Origin of the sequence: Brevibacterium permense (genome assembly GCF_025506275.1) — a bacterium.
In the GTDB taxonomy this organism is placed as follows: domain Bacteria; phylum Actinomycetota; class Actinomycetes; order Actinomycetales; family Brevibacteriaceae; genus Brevibacterium; species Brevibacterium permense_A.
Genome location: NZ_QYCP01000077.1, coordinates 23,564 through 38,224, shown reverse-complemented (window position 1 = coordinate 38,224; position 14,661 = coordinate 23,564). Strand labels below are relative to the sequence as shown.

The window sequence follows — 14,661 nt, the reverse complement described above, 5'->3', positions numbered from 1 at the left end:
TGAGCCGCCGTCAGGTAGCAATTAGGGGTGGGTGAGGAGGCGGTCGAGTTTGTTGTAGCCCTCGACGATGCCGTGCTCCATGCCCGAGGCGACCATGCCGTCGCGGGACTCGAGCGAATCGAAGACCGAGGTCGAGGTCAGTCTGGTCCGCCCGTCACCGAGATCGGTGAGCGTGAGGATCTCGAGGTTGACCGCGTCCGGGAATCCCTCGAAGGTGAAGGTCTGGACGATGCGCTCGTTCTCCCGCACCTCGTGGAACGAACCGAAGAATCCGTACTCGCCGCGATCGTCGGTCGAGACATAGCTCCAGTTCCCGCCTGTCGTCGCATTCCATTCGCGGATCGTGTTCGTGATCGAGTCCGGACCGCACCACTTGACGAACAGTTCGGGGTCGACATGGGCCCGGAACACCTTGTCCGGTGTGGCGGTGAAATCGCGGGTGATCGACACGGTCTGCACGCCCTCGGGGACGTCGAGCCTGAGGGTCGAATAATCGGCGGTGGTGTCTGTTGTGGTGGTCATGTCATGCTCCCTTGCGTGATCTTCTGTCGGTTGATGTGTCTTCGGATCCCGTCGCCGAGGCGGCGCCCAAGTCCGAACCGTTCGCGTCCTCGTCCGCGTTCATCGCTTCGAGGACTGCGTCGAGGCGTTGGTAGCGTTCCTCCGCCTGTTGTCTGTACCTCTCGATCCATTTCGTCATCAGATCGAACACATTGTTTTCGAGGTGGACTGGTCTGCGCTGGGCATCACGGGTGCGGGAGACCAGTCCGGAGTCCTCGAGCACCTTGAGATGTTTCGATACGGCCTGCAGGCTGACGTCGTAGGGCTCGGCGAGTTCGTTCACCGTTGAGTCCGCGACGCTGAGGCGGGCCACCATGTCCCGACGGGTCGGGTCCGCCAGGGCGGCGAAGACCTTGGACAGCTGATCGGTCACTGCAGCCTCCTGCGTTTCGAATCCCGTATTCAACCAATTGGTTGATAATATGATACTGCGATCGAGATCTTTATTCAACCCATTTGTTGAATAAAGATTCGGTTGTCTCACTTCATCGCTTTCACCTGCGGAGATGATTGCAAGTGCCGGGCCGCCTCGGCGAGAGGCGACGGATTTCGCAGGGAAGAATTCCAGTCCTGAATGATGATTGCGGAGCTGTCTGTCGTATGGTCTCAGTAGCGGCGGACCAGGAAACGCGTCGAAGAGATGCGAATTCGGGCTTTCGTCGACAGGTCAGTAAGACGACGAAGTCTGGAGAAGAACATGCCCACACTGCGACAGCAGCTGTTCCGGATCAAACCGGTTCCGCGGCAGAAGGAAGACGTCGAGACCGATCTCAAACGCACGATCGGGCTGTTCTCGCTGACGATGGTCGGCGTCGGTTCGACCATCGGCACCGGAATCTTCTTCATCCTCTCCGAATCCGTTCCGGTAGCAGGACCCGCCGTGATCTTGTCATTCGTCATCGCCGGTGCCGTCGCGGGGCTGGCGGTCATCTGCTACGCCGAACTCGCCGGCTCCGTCCCCGTATCCGGTTCCTCCTACTCCTACGCGTACGCGACTCTCGGCGAACTTCCGGCGATGGGTGTGGCCGCGTGTCTGCTCCTCGAATACGGCGTCGCGGGTGCGGCCGTCGCGGTCGGCTGGTCGCAGTACGTCAACCAGCTGCTATTCAACCTCTTCGGATTCGAGATCCCTCACGCCCTGGCCTATGCACCGGAAGAGGGCGGAATCGTCAACCTCCCGGCCATCCTGCTGCTGGCGATGTGCTGCTTCCTGCTGGTCCGCGGCACCGGCGAATCCATCGTCGTCAACGCGATCATGGTCTGCCTCAAGGTCGGCGTGCTCATCTTCTTCATCTGCGTCGGCATCACCGGCTGGAACACCGACAACTTCTCCGACTTCGCACCCTTCGGCATCTCCGGAGTCGTCGCCGGATCGGGTCTGATCTTCTTCAGCTACGTCGGCATGGACGCCGTCGCCACGGCCGGCGATGAGACGAAGAACCCGAAGAAGACGATGCCCCGAGCTCTCATTGCAGCCCTCATCATCGTCACCTCCGTCTACGTCCTCGTCGCCGTCGCCGCATTGTCGGCCCAGCCGTGGGAGAAATTCGACGGGCAGACCGCCGGCCTGTCCGCCATCCTCGAGAACATCGTCGGCTCACAGTGGCCCGGCACGGTCGTGGCCGCCGGCGCGGTGATCTCGATCTTCTCGGTCACCCTGGTCTCCATCTACGGCCAGTCCCGGATCCTGTTCACGATGGCCGGCGACGGAATGATGCCCAAGCTCTTCCGCGAGGTCAATCCCCGCACACTCACCCCGGTCAAGGGCACAATCGTCGTCACCGTCGTCATCGCGATCCTCGCCGGGTTCATCCCGCTGAACTTCCTCGCCGAGATGACCTCGATCGGCACCCTCGTCGCCTTCGTCGTGGTCTCCCTGGCCGTGATCATCCTGCGCGTGCGCGAACCGAACCTCGAACGCGGCTTCAAGGTCCCGTTCTATCCCGTCCTGCCGGTGCTCTCGATCATCGGCTGCTTCTGGATCATCTCGAGTCTGCAGATCATCACGATCGTCGTCTTCGTCATCTGGACCGCCTTTATCCTGGGCCTGTACTTCATCTTCGGCCGCAAGTCCTCTGTCCTCGGCAAGCAGCTCGCCGAGGCGGGACCCACCAATTCCGAATCCCCCGGAACGGACTCCACAGGAGGAGCCAAATGAGCATCGTCGTCGGTCTTGCCCCAGGCCAGGACAACCGAGCCGCCGTCGAACTGGGCATCGTCCTCGCCCGCACTTATCGGCGCCGGATCGTCGCGACGGCCGTCGACTCCGCCGCGTTCCCTCTGGCTCCCGTGCACTTCGAGAGCCAGTACGAGAAGAGATTCCGCACCGTCGCCGAGGCGGCCCTCGACGAAGCGCGTGCGCTCATTCCCAGCGATATCGAGTCCGAATGCGTCCTCCACTCCTCTCGGTCGTCACGGCGCGGACTGCTCGAGATGTGTGAGAAGACCGATGCCTATCGCCTTGTCGTCGGACCGTCGTCGGAAGGGAAGCCCGGCAGGATCGCACTCGGGTCGGTGTCGAACGGCCTGCTGCACAGCGCACGGCTGCCGGTGGCTCTGGCCCCGGCCGGATTCGAAGCGCCCAAGAGGGCGCAGCTGAAAAGGATCACGGCCGCGTATTCGGGTTCGTCCACCTCGGCGGATCTCATCCTCGGCGCGGCGATGGTCTCGGCGGAGTCGCACGTGCCGTTCCGCATCGCCTCATTCGCCCCGCGTTCGCGAGTGGTCGCGTCTGCGAACGTCCCCTTCGACATGGAGTCGAGCGTCGTCGACGAGTGGACGAAGGTCGTCCAGCGTGACACGGACAGAATCCTGTGCTCGATCGACCAGCTGCACATCAAGCCTGGTGAGACGGACGTCGTCGTGGGAACGGGGGCCGATTGGGCCGCTGCCCTCGGTGCGGTCGAGTGGGAGCACCCGGAGGTGATGATGCTCGGGTCCTCAGGGTTGGGTGCGCTCAAGCGGGTGTCCCTGGGCAGCCATGCGATGCGGATCCTGCAGAACTCTCCGGTGCCGGTTGTTGTCGTGCCCCGTCGTGCGAAAGCCGACTACATCCGCCAGCAGACCGTGTGACGGCAGGACTCGGCGGAGGAGTTGACGCTTCGGCTGTCCAATACTTGAACAGTTCCAAATTGGCGCAGGCAGTCTCGCTAGCCTGACGACAGGTCACAACGACGTGGCCTGGAGCTAGTAGAGAGGAACCGCATGGAACTGCTGCGACTGGGACCGATCGGACACGAGATTCCGGTAGTCCGCCACGACGGAGTCTGCTTCGACCTCCGCCCGCTGACCGATGACATCGACCCGGAATTCTTCGCCGTCGACGGCGTCGAACGCGTCCGAAATGCGCTTGACGCTGGGGAACTCAAGCCGCTCGACGGTGCTGATGAGATGCGCATCGGCGCTCCGCTGACCAGACCTTCTGCCATCGTGTGCGTGGGCATGAACTATGCCGCGCATGCTCGCGAGGCCGGAGCCGAACCTCCCGAGCGGCCAGTCATCTTCTTCAAGATGCCCTCGACCATCGCCGGTCCCAACGACCCGGTCGAACTGCCGCCGTATGCGACGAAGGCCGATTGGGAAGTCGAACTCGGAGTGGTCATCGGTACACGGACCTTCAGGGCCGCCTCGGCGGAGGACGGGCTCAACAGCGTCGCCGGGTACGTGCTCGGCAACGATCTGTCCGAACGTCGCCTGCAGATCCAGGAGTCAGGGGGACAGTGGTCGAAGGGGAAGAACCTGCCGGGGTTCACCCCGCTCGGCCCATGGATCCGTCCCGCCGCTGAGGTGGACCCCCGTGATCTGCGGCTGCGCAGTTGGGTCAATGGCGAAGCTCGACAGGATTCGTCGACGAGTGACCTCATCTTCTCCGTCGGTGAGATCATCTTCCAGCTCAGCCAGGCAATGGCCTTCGAGCCGGGTGACGTCATCCTCACCGGTACGCCTCAGGGCGTGGCATTGTCGGGCCAGTTCCCCTATCTGACCGACGGTGATGTCGTCGAGATCGAGCTCGAGGGCCTCGGCCGGCAGCGGCAGGACGTCACCGTCACGGAGTGAATGCACGAAGCGGCGCACCGATGAATGGTGCGCCGCTCGTGCGTGTGGATCGGCGCCTCAAGGGGAACGCCAGATCAAGTGGGTGTGAGATCAGCGGTTCTGATCGAATCCGCCTTGTTCGCCACCGAATCCACCCTGTCCCTGGTCCTGGCCGCCGAAGCCGCCCTGTTCCTGCTGGCCGCCGGGCTGGCCGCCCTGTTCCTGCTGGCCGCCGGGCTGGCCGCCCTGTTCCTGCTGGCCGCCGGGCTGGCCGCCCTGTTCACGGTCGTCTCCGCCGCCGAATCCGCTGCCCTCGGACTGCTGTCCGCCCTGGGACTGCTGTCCCTGGTCCTGGCCGCCGAAGCCGCCCTGTTCCTGCTGGCCTCCGGGCTGGCCGCCCTGCTGTCCGCGGTCGTCTCCGCCGCCGAAGCCGCCGCCCTGTTCCTGCTGGCCGCCGCCTTGCTGACTCTGGTTCTGACCACCGAAGTCACCCTGGGACTGACCCTGCTGGCCGCCCTGGTCGCCGAAGCCGCCCTGGCCCTGCTGACCCTCGGGGCCGCCCTGCTGCTGATTGCCGAAGTCGTTCTGACCGTTGTCGTTGTTGCCTGCGAAATCATTCGATCCCATGTTCAACTCCTTGTTGGGTGACGATCTGCCGCTCTCTGCGACTTGCTTGTCAGTCTTGGCCACTCGATGACCGCCTGACAACAGGAAGCAAGGAATATTGCTCGGAATTTCCCTAAGTCTCAGGTGTTGTTCAAATTGCGAACTATCTTCACACGATTCTCCACGGCTGTGGCAGTACACAAGGCCCCTCACGGACGGTAAACTCATCGCTTCGTCTCTGCCTGGCAGTCGAAGCTTCACGCTGAGTCGACCCCACCGCGTCGAGCAAGACGGCAGCCATCGCGTCACCGGCGGCCCGATGGTGGGCAGGGCCCCGGCGCGGAAATCCCTGCCGCAGACGGCGACACCTGGCACCATGGGAAGACCGGTCACCGGCAGAATGGTCCATGCCCGACCGGTCCGCGATCGGTCTGAACTACTCCGGACACGAACCACGCACGACTAGGAGCATCGTCATGAGCACGCACCGACTTCCCCTTTCCGGTGTGCGAGTCCTCGAACTCGGCAACTACATCGCCGCACCCACCGCCGGGCGGATGCTCGCGGACTTCGGCGCCGAGGTGATCAAGGTCGAACGCCCCGGCACCGGTGATGAGCTGCGCAATTGGCGGCTCAAGGCCGGCGACACCTCGATGCTCTACCGCACGATCAACCGCAACAAGAAGTCGATCGTTCTCGACCTGCGCAGCGACGAGGGGCGCGAGGCCGTGCTCGAGCTAGTCCGCCGCAGCGACATCCTGCTCGAGAACTTCCGCCCCGGCACCCTCGAGAAATGGGGACTCGGCCCCGATGTGCTCGAAGAGGCCAACCCCGACCTCGTGTTCGTACGCATCTCCGCGTTCGGCCAGACCGGACCGATGTCGTCCCGGCCCGGATTCGCCGCCGTCGCCGAAGGATATTCCGGCTTCCGCGAACTCGTCGGCGACCCCGACCGCCCGCCGGTGCGTGTGGGCATCTCGATCGGCGATTCGATCGCCGGAATGCAGGCGGCGTTCGGTGCCGTGATGATGCTCTTCGACCGACAGAGACAGAAGATCGCCGGAGCCGCCGAGGCGGTCGTCGGATCCGCCCACAGCTTCGAAGGCAAGGGCCCGCTGTCGGAGCGGACCGTCGACGTCGCGCTCAACGAGGCGATGTTCTCCGTGATGGAATCCCTCGTCCCCGACTACTCCGCATTCGGCGAGATCCGCACCCGCACCGGCGGACGGATGGAAGGCATCGCGCCCTCGAACGGCTACCTCTGTGACGGCGGGAAATCCGTGGTCATCGCCGGCAACGGTGACGGAATCTTCCCGCGGCTGATGACGGCGATCGACCGTCCCGACCTCGCCGAGGATGTCGAACTGCAGTCGAACGCCGGTCGTTGGCAGCGGCGGGACGAACTCGACGAAGCAATCGGAGCGTGGTGCGCGCAGCGTTCGGTCGAGGACGTCGTCGAGACCCTGGAGGACGTCGGAGTTCCGGCCGGTCCCATCTACACAGCCGAAGACCTTGTCGCCGATGAGCAGCTGGCCGCTCGCGGGATGATCCAGAACCTCGACGTCTCCACCGGCGAAGAAGTCCTCGAAGACGTTGCCTTCCCCGGCATCACCCCGGTCATCGGCGGCGAATCGATCCCCATCGACCACCTCGGACCCGATCTGGGAGAGCACACCGACGAAGTGCTGTCATGGCTGGGGCTGGCACCGGAGCAGAATGCAGCTCCGGAGCCAGACCAGGGCGGCGCCGAGGACTGAACACCGAGACCTCTTCCGGCGGCGACCGCCCAGGTCTATTCTTATGGCATGGGCGAGCTGAGGTACTCGATCAACGTCACCGTCGACGGCTGCTGCGACCATCGCGTCGGAGTCATCAGCGACGACTTCCATCTTCACCATGCGAACAATCTCAAGCGTGCCGACGGGCTGATCTTCGGTCGCGTCACCTACCAGATGATGGAAGACGCGTGGCGCCGACCCGAGGGTGACACGACCCCTGAGGAAGACCTTGATCCGTTCGTCGCGGCCATCGACCCGGCTCGCAAATTTGTCGTATCGAACACCTTGGACAGCGTCGGCTGGAACTCCGAACTCATCCGCGGCGATCTCGGCACCGCTGTCCGCGAGCTCAAGGAACAGTCGGTGACGGGACTCGCTACAGGGGGAGTGACGCTGCCGCTGGCTCTGGCCGAACTCGGCCTCATCGACGAGTTCGAATTCGTCGTCCACCCCTGCATCGCCGGCCACGGACCCTACCTCTTCGCGGGACTGAGAGACGTCGTCGACCTGGAGCTCGTCGACCGCAGCGAACTCGAAGCAGGCCACGCCATCCAGACCTACCGGCCGAAGAAGCAGGCTTCCCGATAAACGGGACTGAACACAGGCAATTCTCCCCGACCTCTCATATGCCGAACAAAGCCTGTTGCCTGGACTGAGCGCGTTATATAACGAGAGAGGAGTCGCGCATGGCCGCGCGACGACGAATCGTTTCCCGTTCACCGGGAGCCTGCGTGAAGGAGTCACATGGTCCGGCCCACTTCCGTCGATATCCTCGACACCACTCTGCGCGACGGGCTGCAGATCGAAAAAGCCATCGTGCCCACCGATGTCAAGGTCGCCCTGGCCGAGAAGCTCATCGGCTCGGGACTCAAGCACATCGAGGTCGGCTCCTTCGTCAATCCGAAGAAGGTCCCGCAGATGGCCGACACCGACGAACTGCTGCGCCGTCTGGCACCGCACGAGGCCGACGGGGTCGAGTTCTATACCCTCGTCTTCAACCTCAAGGGCGCCCAGCGTGCCGTCGACTCAGGGGCGAAGAACATCAAACTCGTGCTCTCGGCCTCCGAAGGACACTCGAAAGCGAATTCCGACGCCTCCATCGCCGAGGCGTCCGACCGCCTCATGGATGCCGCCGTCTTCGCCCGTGACCAGGGACTGCGCTTCGACATCACGACCGCCGTGAGCTTCATCTGCCCCTTCGACGGGATCACCGAGGCTGACCACCTCGTCGAGGTCCTCCGTCCGTTCGTCGACGCCGGAGCCCACGGCGTCGGGGTGGCCGACACCATCGGCAACGCCAACCCCTCGCTGGTCCGCCGCAACACCTCGGCGGTTCTCGACGCTTTCCCGGACAAGCCGGTCGACCTCCACCTCCACGACACCTACAACTTCGGGATGGCCAACGTCATCGCCGCCCTCGATCTGGGGATCGCGAACTTCGACGCGGCCATGGGCGGCCTCGGCGGCTGCCCCTTCGCCCCGGGCGCTGCCGGCAACATCGGCACCGACGACCTCGTCCACCTGCTTCACCGCGAAGGCGTGGCCACCGGCGTCGACGTCGAGGCGCTCATCGAGGTACGCGAGCCCCTCATCGCCGCCGTCGGGCACGACCTGACGTCGAGCCTCTCCGACATCCCCGCGACCCCTGCGGCCTTCGACGGCCGGTTCGCAACCGCCTCGGCGAGGGACTGACATGACCACCGAGACCGCCCGCACCGCGTCCGCGGACCCGGCCCCGCCCCGACCGTCCGCGGAGCCTCTCCCGCTCGAAGGCATCCGGGTCATCGAGTTCTCGCACATGGTCATGGGCCCGAGCTGCGGGATGATCCTCGCCGACCTGGGCGCCGAGGTCATCAAGGTCGAACCGCGCGGCGCCGGCGACAAGACCCGCTATCTGCCCGGGTCAGGATCCGGGCTGTTCCCCGCGTTCAACCGCAATAAGCACAGCGTCCAACTCGATATCGCCGAGGCGGCCGACCGTGACCGCGTCCTCGACCTCATCGACTCCGCCGATGTCCTGCTGGAGAACTTCCGTGTCGGGAAGATGGAATCGATCGGCTTCGGATACGAGGAGCTGGCCGCCCGCAATCCCGGACTCATCTACTGCTCGCTCAAGGGATTCCTCTCCGGCCCCTACGGGAACCGGGCCGCCCTCGATGAAGTCGTGCAGATGCTCGGCGGATTGGCGTATATGACCGGTCCTCCCGGTCAGCCGCTGCGCGCCGGTGCCAGCGTCAACGACATCATGGGCGGAATGTTCGGCGTCATCGGCATCCAGTCGGCACTGCGGGTGCGCGAGACCACCGGCCGCGGAAAACTCATCAACTCCGCACTGTTCGAGAACAATGCGTTCCTCGTCGGCACGCATATGGCGCAATCCCAGATCAGCGGCGAACCACCCCGGCCGATGCCGACCCGACAGGCCACCTGGGCCGTCTACGACATCTTCCGCGATGCCGACGACAACCAGGTCTTCGTCGCCGCCGTCTCCGACGGGCAGTGGCGCGACCTTTGCGACGAATTCGGGCTGACCGGCCTCGCCGCCGACCCGGACATGCTGACCAATCAAGGCCGAGTCGACCAACGCGACCGCATCCACCGTGAGCTCCAACACGCACTGTCACAGCTGAGCCTGGCCGAGATCGAAGAGAAATGCACTCGCCGCGGACTCCCTGTCGCTCCCGTCAACACGCCTGCCGACCTCACGGCTGACCCGCACCTCGTCGCCTCCGGGGCGCTCGCCCACACCGGACTGCCGAGCGGTGCAAGCGTCGATGTGCCGCTGCTGCCGCTGACCTTCGACGGGAACCGGCTCGGACTGCGCAGTGATGTGCCCGAACCCGGCCGTCACAACAGCCACTACCGCGACGGCCCGGCAGTGCCGACGGGGCCGCCGGTCGACGGACCCCAGCCAGACGAGGACCGCGGGGACTGACAACTCAGTCAGCGGCACACCGGCTCCGGGCAGATGAGTTCCGAACCGCCCGGCACCGAACCCGCAGGACACGGAACTTCCCGCACCGGACCACCCAGCACCAGATCATCCGCTACACCACTGAATATCGAGAACCGAACACACAAGGGGACAGCTCATGCGATCAACGACGATCACACGCACACGGACGGCCGCCTCGGCGAGGAAGGGGACGACGAGCACTCGCAAGCGCGCGACGACGATCGCAGCAGTGCTCGCCTCGGTCGCCCTCGTCGCCACCGCCTGCGGGAACAAAGCGCAGCCCCCGGGCGAGGGTGGGGACTATCCGAAGGGGCCGGTCACGGTCACGGCTCCGGCCGAACCCGGATCCGGCTGGGACACCACGGCACGCGCCCTCGTCGAGGCGCTGCAGAAGGAAGACATCGTCTCCACTCCGCTGCCCGTGCAGAACAAGCCCGGCGGCACCGGCTGCTCCTGGCTGACGTCGATGATGCGGCAGGAGAAGGGCAAGGACGATCAGATCGCCATCACCTCCCTGGCCAGTCAGACGATGAAGGCGCGCGATCTCTGCGAATACGGCCCCGAGGACACGACGCTCATCGCCACCCTCTACGTCGAGGACTTCATGGTCGTGACCCCGAAGGACGGCGACTTCAAGGACCTCGATGCCCTGGTCAAGGCGCTCAAGGACGACCCGCAGAAGGTCACCGTCGCGGCCGCCGGCGATGACACCCTGCCGTTCGCCTTGTTCGCCAAGGAAGCCGGCGTCGACCCGGCCGACATCAACTTCGTCAACTACGACGGCGGTGGAGAGCAGACGACCGCCATGCTCAACGGGGACGCGAAGGTCGCCATCGCCGGCATGAGCGAGTTCCGCTCCGTCATCGAAGCCGGTGACATCGAACCTCTCGTCACCTTCGCCCAGGAACCCCTGGCGGCGCCATTCGACACGGTGCCCACTGCGAAGGACTCCGGCTACGACGTCACCCTGGGCAACTGGCGCGGAGTCTACGGCCCCGCCGAGATGCCGCAGGAAGCCGTGGACTTCTGGGCCAAGTCGCTCGAAGACGTGAGCAAGTCCGACGCCTGGAAGGAGACGCTGAAGAACAACCAGTGGGCCACCGAGTTCCACACTGGCGAGGACGCTCAGGCCTACGTCGACGACGCGGCCAAGACGGTTGCCGAAGGCGTCAAGGAGACCGATCTGGGCAACAGCAAATGACCGCTCACCGCACCGACCTCATCACCGGCGGCGCCATCGCCGTCATCGGCGCGGTGTACTACATCGCGACGTTCTCCATCCAGGAGACCGCGAACATCGTCACCCCGCGCACCTTCCCCGCCATCGTGGGGATCGGACTCATCGTGCTCGGCCTCTTTCTCGCCGGCCAGGCCGTCGTCCGGCACCGGAAGGACACACTCGCCGAGGCGGCTCCCGGGTCCGCGGGATCCGCACCCGCAACCGCACACGCGGTCGGGGATGGGGACGGTGCGGCCGCCTCGGCGGGGGAATCATCCGTTGAAATCGCCGACCGATCCTCCGGTCAGGAAGGCGTCGGCGGGATCGTCCTCGAGGCCCCGCCGGAGCCGCAGGTGCGCAAGGTCGTGTTCCAGTTCGCGCTCTTCTTCGTCTATCTGGCGATTCTCATCCCGGTCGGGTTCCTCCTCTCGACGGCGGCGTTCCTGATGGGGCTGACCAGCATCTACGCGCCTGAGAAGTGGATCCGCAACCTCATCTTCTCCGTTGTCTTCTCGGTCGTGGTCTACGCGGCGTTTGTCTTCGGACTCGCCGTGTACCTGCCGGTCGGGATCCTGGGTTAGGGGGCGGGCATGGACACTCTCATCGATCTGGGAGGCGGCTTCGCCTCGGCACTCGAGCCGGTCAGCCTCGCCTTCGCCCTCCTCGGCGTGCTGCTTGGCACCGTCGTCGGAGTGCTGCCGGGAATCGGACCGATCTCTGCGATCGCGATCCTCATCCCGGTCTCCTTCGGAATGGAGCCGGTACACGGCCTCATCCTGCTGTGCGGAATCTACTATGGTTCGATGTACGGCGGCTCGATCACCGCTACGCTCATCAAAACCCCTGGTGAGGTCGCCAGCGCCGTGACCGCGATCGAGGGCTACGAAATGGCCCGCCGCGGTCGGGGCAAGGCCGCCCTGGCCACTGCGGCTATCGGATCGTTCCTCGCCGGCACCCTGGCGATCATCGGACTGACGTTCCTCTCACCCGTCCTCGTCAAGCTCGCGAACGTCTTCGGCGCCACCGAATACTTCCTGCTCATGGCCACGGCCCTGCTGCTCGCGTCGACGATGTCGGCGGGTTCGCGGGCGAAGGCGCTCATCTCGATCTTCATCGGCTTGGCCGTCGGTCTCATCGGACTCGACTTCCAGACCGGACTGCCCCGGCAGACCTTCGGCATGGATCTGCTCTCCGACGGGATCGACTTCACGATCTTCGCGATGGCGCTCTTCGCCATCCCCGAGGCGATCCGAAACCTCGCGCTCGGACGTGGGGCGAAGGATGAGATCCAGAGCTTCGGAAACGACAAATGGATGACGAAGGAAGACTGGCAGCGCTCGGCCGGCCCGTGGGCGCGCGGTTCCGTGGTCGGCTTCATCATCGGCATCCTGCCCGGCGTCGGTCCCTCGCTGGCCTCGTTCATGTCCTACATCATGGAGAAGCGGATCTCGAAGCGGAAGGACGAATTCGGTCACGGCGCCATCGAGGGCGTGGCCGGCCCCGAAGCGGCGAACAATGCAGGTGTCGGTGGTGCGATGATTCCGCTGTTCAGCCTCGGCATCCCGGGTTCGGCGACGACGGCGCTGCTGCTCTTCGTGTTCACGATGTACGGTCTGCAGCCAGGACCGCTGATCTTCCGGGACGAGACCGGTCTGATCTGGACGATCATCGCCAGCATGTACATCGGCAATATCGCGCTCATCATCCTCAACCTGCCGCTGGTCGGGGTCTTCGTGAAGCTGTTGAAGATGCCCAAGGAGATCCTCTTCTCATCCATCCTGGTGCTTGTGGTCATCGGCGCCTACGCCATCGAATTCAGTCTGTTCGGGCTGATGATGCTCGGCATCTTCGGAGTCATCGGCTACCTCATGGAGAAGGGCGGCATCCCCTTGGCTCCGGCGATCCTGGCGCTCGTGCTCGTGCCGCTGCTCGAGGACAACTTCCGGCGCATGCTGCAGATCTCCGGTGGATCGTTCGCCCCCCTGGTCACCAGGCCGGTGTCGCTGTCGATCATCATCCTCATGGTGCTCGGCATCATCGGACCCATCATCTTCCGGTGGTGGGTGTCCCGGCGGAAGCTGCTCGCCGATGTGACGGTGTCGTGAGGAGTGGGAATGAAGAGTTCTGAACAGGTGCCGGCGGAGATCGGAGTCATCGACCGCAGTGCGGCCATCCTCGAAGTCCTCCAAGATACGCCGATGACGGCTGCGGAGGTGTGCCGCCGCCTCGGGTATTCGAAGTCGACGACGTATCGGCTGCTGACCGATCTGCGGGCGCACAAGTTCATCGTCCGTGACTCCTCGGGGCTGCTGCGATTGGGGCCCTTCCCCGGCAGGCGCAATATCGCCACAACGAACTCGGTGCTCGACCATCTGCGGACCATGACCGGGGAATCCGTGCAGATGTGGGTCCGCGTAGGTGAGGATCGCGTGTGCGTGCGCAACGTCGAAGCCGATCATGAGCTGCGCGTCTCGCGCGGAGTCGGTGCGGTGCTCCCGCTCGTCGACGGCGGCTCGGCTGCCCTGGCGCTGTGCGGGCCGGGAAATCCGGCGGAGTTCTATGCGACCAAGCAGGCACGGGTGCCGGGGACCGCCTCGGCGAGTGTGGCCTTCACCGTCGGTGCGATCGTGTTCGCCCTCTGTGTGTCCTACCCGCTGACGCGGGAACCGGACAACGTCGCCGGCGCCTATCGCAGCCTGCTCAGCCGGGCCGCCGTCGAGCTGCGAGCGCTGCTCGACGGCAGCGAGGAACTCGAGGTGCTGCGCGACATCGCCCGTCTGGCGCTGGGCGCGCGGAAACAGGCGGGGGAGTAGGCGTTCAGACTCGGGTCACTCTGTCGGAGGCTGACCGAGGTAGAAGCCGGTGGTGCGTTCCGCGGCGGCGCGCGCCTGATCGACGGGTGTGCCTGCCGCCGCCGAGGCCTCGCCCCAGCGGGTGCTCGAGGTACGAACGAATTCCTGAGCCTGCACAGAGGTGACCCACTCGTTCTCGTCGGCGGGACGTCCCGTGCCGACCACGAGATGGTTGGCGAGACCGAGGAAGGAGATGTCCCACCCGACCCCGGTGGCGCCTGGTCCGAACTGCACCCAAAAATCGGCGTTCGCCTCACCCGTGTGCGAGTGATCGAGGGTCAGACGTGCGCCGTCGTCTGCCTCGGCGATGCGGACGGTGACATGGCTGATTCCTCCCGCGAACTCCCAGGTCAGCGAGTAGGACTGGGACGGTTCGCAGCTTTCGATCGTGCCCGAGGCATTGCCTTCGATCTGGTAGCGACCGCCGAGCTCGAGGTCACCGCTGACAGGGGCGAACCAGCGCTCGAGCCGGACCGGATCGGTGCAGGCCTCCCAGAGGTCGGTGACGGTGGTCGGATAGCTCTGGCTCAGCGTCTGCACCGTGTGCTGGGTGTCGCCCTCGACGGTGATGTTGAGCCCGCGGTCGACGGCGTCGGCCTGCGCGGCGAGGACCTGGTCTTCGGTGGGGCGACTGGAGTCGGAGATGGTCATGGA

Annotated in this window: 15 protein-coding genes; 12 read left to right on the top strand and 3 right to left on the bottom strand. The window is 64.9% G+C overall.

The genetic code is table 11. The annotated features are described in order from the left end of the window. Positions 1-21 precede the first annotated feature (21 nt). A complete protein-coding gene (locus tag D3I60_RS04830) occupies positions 22-522 on the bottom strand; it encodes an SRPBCC family protein (RefSeq protein ID WP_262775007.1) in 501 nt (166 codons plus the stop codon). A gap of 1 nt (position 523) precedes the next feature. Next, on the bottom strand, positions 524-934 hold the full coding sequence (locus D3I60_RS04825; protein WP_262775006.1) for an ArsR/SmtB family transcription factor: 411 nt from the start codon (positions 932-934) through the stop codon (positions 524-526). Positions 935-1,258: 324 nt separating this feature from the next. On the opposite strand from D3I60_RS04825, the gene D3I60_RS04820 reads away from it, so the two are divergent. The 12 genes from D3I60_RS04820 (at position 1,259) to D3I60_RS04765 (ending at position 13,968) form a co-directional block, all read left to right on the top strand. Then, positions 1,259-2,719, top strand: coding sequence for an APC family permease (locus D3I60_RS04820; protein ID WP_262775005.1), 1,461 nt, complete (start codon positions 1,259-1,261; stop codon positions 2,717-2,719). Further along, a complete protein-coding gene (locus D3I60_RS04815) occupies positions 2,716-3,633 on the top strand; it encodes a universal stress protein (RefSeq protein WP_262775004.1) in 918 nt (305 codons plus the stop codon). Before D3I60_RS04820 ends, D3I60_RS04815 begins: the two co-directional genes overlap by 4 nt. Before the next feature lie 132 nt (positions 3,634-3,765). Further along, on the top strand, positions 3,766-4,617 hold the full coding sequence (locus D3I60_RS04810) for a fumarylacetoacetate hydrolase family protein (RefSeq protein ID WP_262775003.1): 852 nt from the start codon (positions 3,766-3,768) through the stop codon (positions 4,615-4,617). An 84-nt stretch (positions 4,618-4,701) separates the two neighbouring features. Then, positions 4,702-5,244 carry a hypothetical protein gene (locus D3I60_RS04805; protein ID WP_262775002.1) on the top strand — a complete coding sequence of 181 codons (543 nt, stop codon included), beginning with the start codon at positions 4,702-4,704 and terminating at the stop codon, positions 5,242-5,244. 434 nt (positions 5,245-5,678) lie between these two features. Further along, on the top strand, positions 5,679-6,959 hold the full coding sequence (locus D3I60_RS04800) for a CaiB/BaiF CoA transferase family protein (protein ID WP_262775001.1): 1,281 nt from the start codon (positions 5,679-5,681) through the stop codon (positions 6,957-6,959). A gap of 48 nt (positions 6,960-7,007) precedes the next feature. Continuing rightward, entirely contained in the window at positions 7,008-7,568 is a 561-nt protein-coding gene (locus tag D3I60_RS04795; RefSeq protein WP_262774999.1) for a dihydrofolate reductase family protein, read from the top strand. A gap of 156 nt (positions 7,569-7,724) precedes the next feature. Further along, positions 7,725-8,672, top strand: coding sequence for a hydroxymethylglutaryl-CoA lyase (locus D3I60_RS04790; protein ID WP_262774998.1), 948 nt, complete (start codon positions 7,725-7,727; stop codon positions 8,670-8,672). A gap of 1 nt (position 8,673) precedes the next feature. Beyond that, positions 8,674-9,915 (top strand): CaiB/BaiF CoA transferase family protein, encoded by a 1,242-nt coding sequence (locus D3I60_RS04785; protein ID WP_262774997.1) that lies wholly within the window; start codon positions 8,674-8,676, stop codon positions 9,913-9,915. 157 nt (positions 9,916-10,072) lie between these two features. Next, a complete protein-coding gene (locus tag D3I60_RS04780; RefSeq protein WP_262774995.1) occupies positions 10,073-11,137 on the top strand; it encodes a Bug family tripartite tricarboxylate transporter substrate binding protein in 1,065 nt (354 codons plus the stop codon). Next, positions 11,134-11,736: a tripartite tricarboxylate transporter TctB family protein gene (locus tag D3I60_RS04775; RefSeq protein ID WP_262774994.1), complete on the top strand. Its 603-nt coding sequence runs from the start codon at positions 11,134-11,136 to the stop codon at positions 11,734-11,736. The genes D3I60_RS04780 and D3I60_RS04775 overlap by 4 nt, the downstream gene beginning before the upstream one ends. Before the next feature lie 9 nt (positions 11,737-11,745). Then, positions 11,746-13,260 (top strand): tripartite tricarboxylate transporter permease, encoded by a 1,515-nt coding sequence (locus tag D3I60_RS04770; protein WP_172172761.1) that lies wholly within the window; start codon positions 11,746-11,748, stop codon positions 13,258-13,260. 9 nt (positions 13,261-13,269) lie between these two features. Beyond that, positions 13,270-13,968 (top strand): helix-turn-helix domain-containing protein, encoded by a 699-nt coding sequence (locus D3I60_RS04765; RefSeq protein ID WP_262774993.1) that lies wholly within the window; start codon positions 13,270-13,272, stop codon positions 13,966-13,968. 15 nt (positions 13,969-13,983) lie between these two features. On the opposite strand, the gene D3I60_RS04760 is transcribed toward D3I60_RS04765, so the two are convergent. Further along, positions 13,984-14,658 carry an SRPBCC family protein gene (locus D3I60_RS04760; RefSeq protein ID WP_262774992.1) on the bottom strand — a complete coding sequence of 225 codons (675 nt, stop codon included), beginning with the start codon at positions 14,656-14,658 and terminating at the stop codon, positions 13,984-13,986. Positions 14,659-14,661 lie beyond the last annotated feature (3 nt).

Coding starts and splice junctions, on each gene's coding strand:
- D3I60_RS04765 (WP_262774993.1), top strand. CDS start 13,270: ATGAAGAGTTCTGAACAGGTGCCGGCGGAGATCGGAGTCATCGACCGC.
- D3I60_RS04815 (WP_262775004.1), top strand. CDS start 2,716: ATGAGCATCGTCGTCGGTCTTGCCCCAGGCCAGGACAACCGAGCCGCC.
- D3I60_RS04820 (WP_262775005.1), top strand. CDS start 1,259: ATGCCCACACTGCGACAGCAGCTGTTCCGGATCAAACCGGTTCCGCGG.
- D3I60_RS04770 (WP_172172761.1), top strand. CDS start 11,746: ATGGACACTCTCATCGATCTGGGAGGCGGCTTCGCCTCGGCACTCGAG.
- D3I60_RS04810 (WP_262775003.1), top strand. CDS start 3,766: ATGGAACTGCTGCGACTGGGACCGATCGGACACGAGATTCCGGTAGTC.
- D3I60_RS04785 (WP_262774997.1), top strand. CDS start 8,674: ATGACCACCGAGACCGCCCGCACCGCGTCCGCGGACCCGGCCCCGCCC.
- D3I60_RS04760 (WP_262774992.1), bottom strand. CDS start 14,658: ATGACCATCTCCGACTCCAGTCGCCCCACCGAAGACCAGGTCCTCGCC.
- D3I60_RS04790 (WP_262774998.1), top strand. CDS start 7,725: ATGGTCCGGCCCACTTCCGTCGATATCCTCGACACCACTCTGCGCGAC.
- D3I60_RS04830 (WP_262775007.1), bottom strand. CDS start 522: ATGACCACCACAACAGACACCACCGCCGATTATTCGACCCTCAGGCTC.
- D3I60_RS04800 (WP_262775001.1), top strand. CDS start 5,679: ATGAGCACGCACCGACTTCCCCTTTCCGGTGTGCGAGTCCTCGAACTC.
- D3I60_RS04780 (WP_262774995.1), top strand. CDS start 10,073: ATGCGATCAACGACGATCACACGCACACGGACGGCCGCCTCGGCGAGG.
- D3I60_RS04775 (WP_262774994.1), top strand. CDS start 11,134: ATGACCGCTCACCGCACCGACCTCATCACCGGCGGCGCCATCGCCGTC.
- D3I60_RS04795 (WP_262774999.1), top strand. CDS start 7,008: ATGGGCGAGCTGAGGTACTCGATCAACGTCACCGTCGACGGCTGCTGC.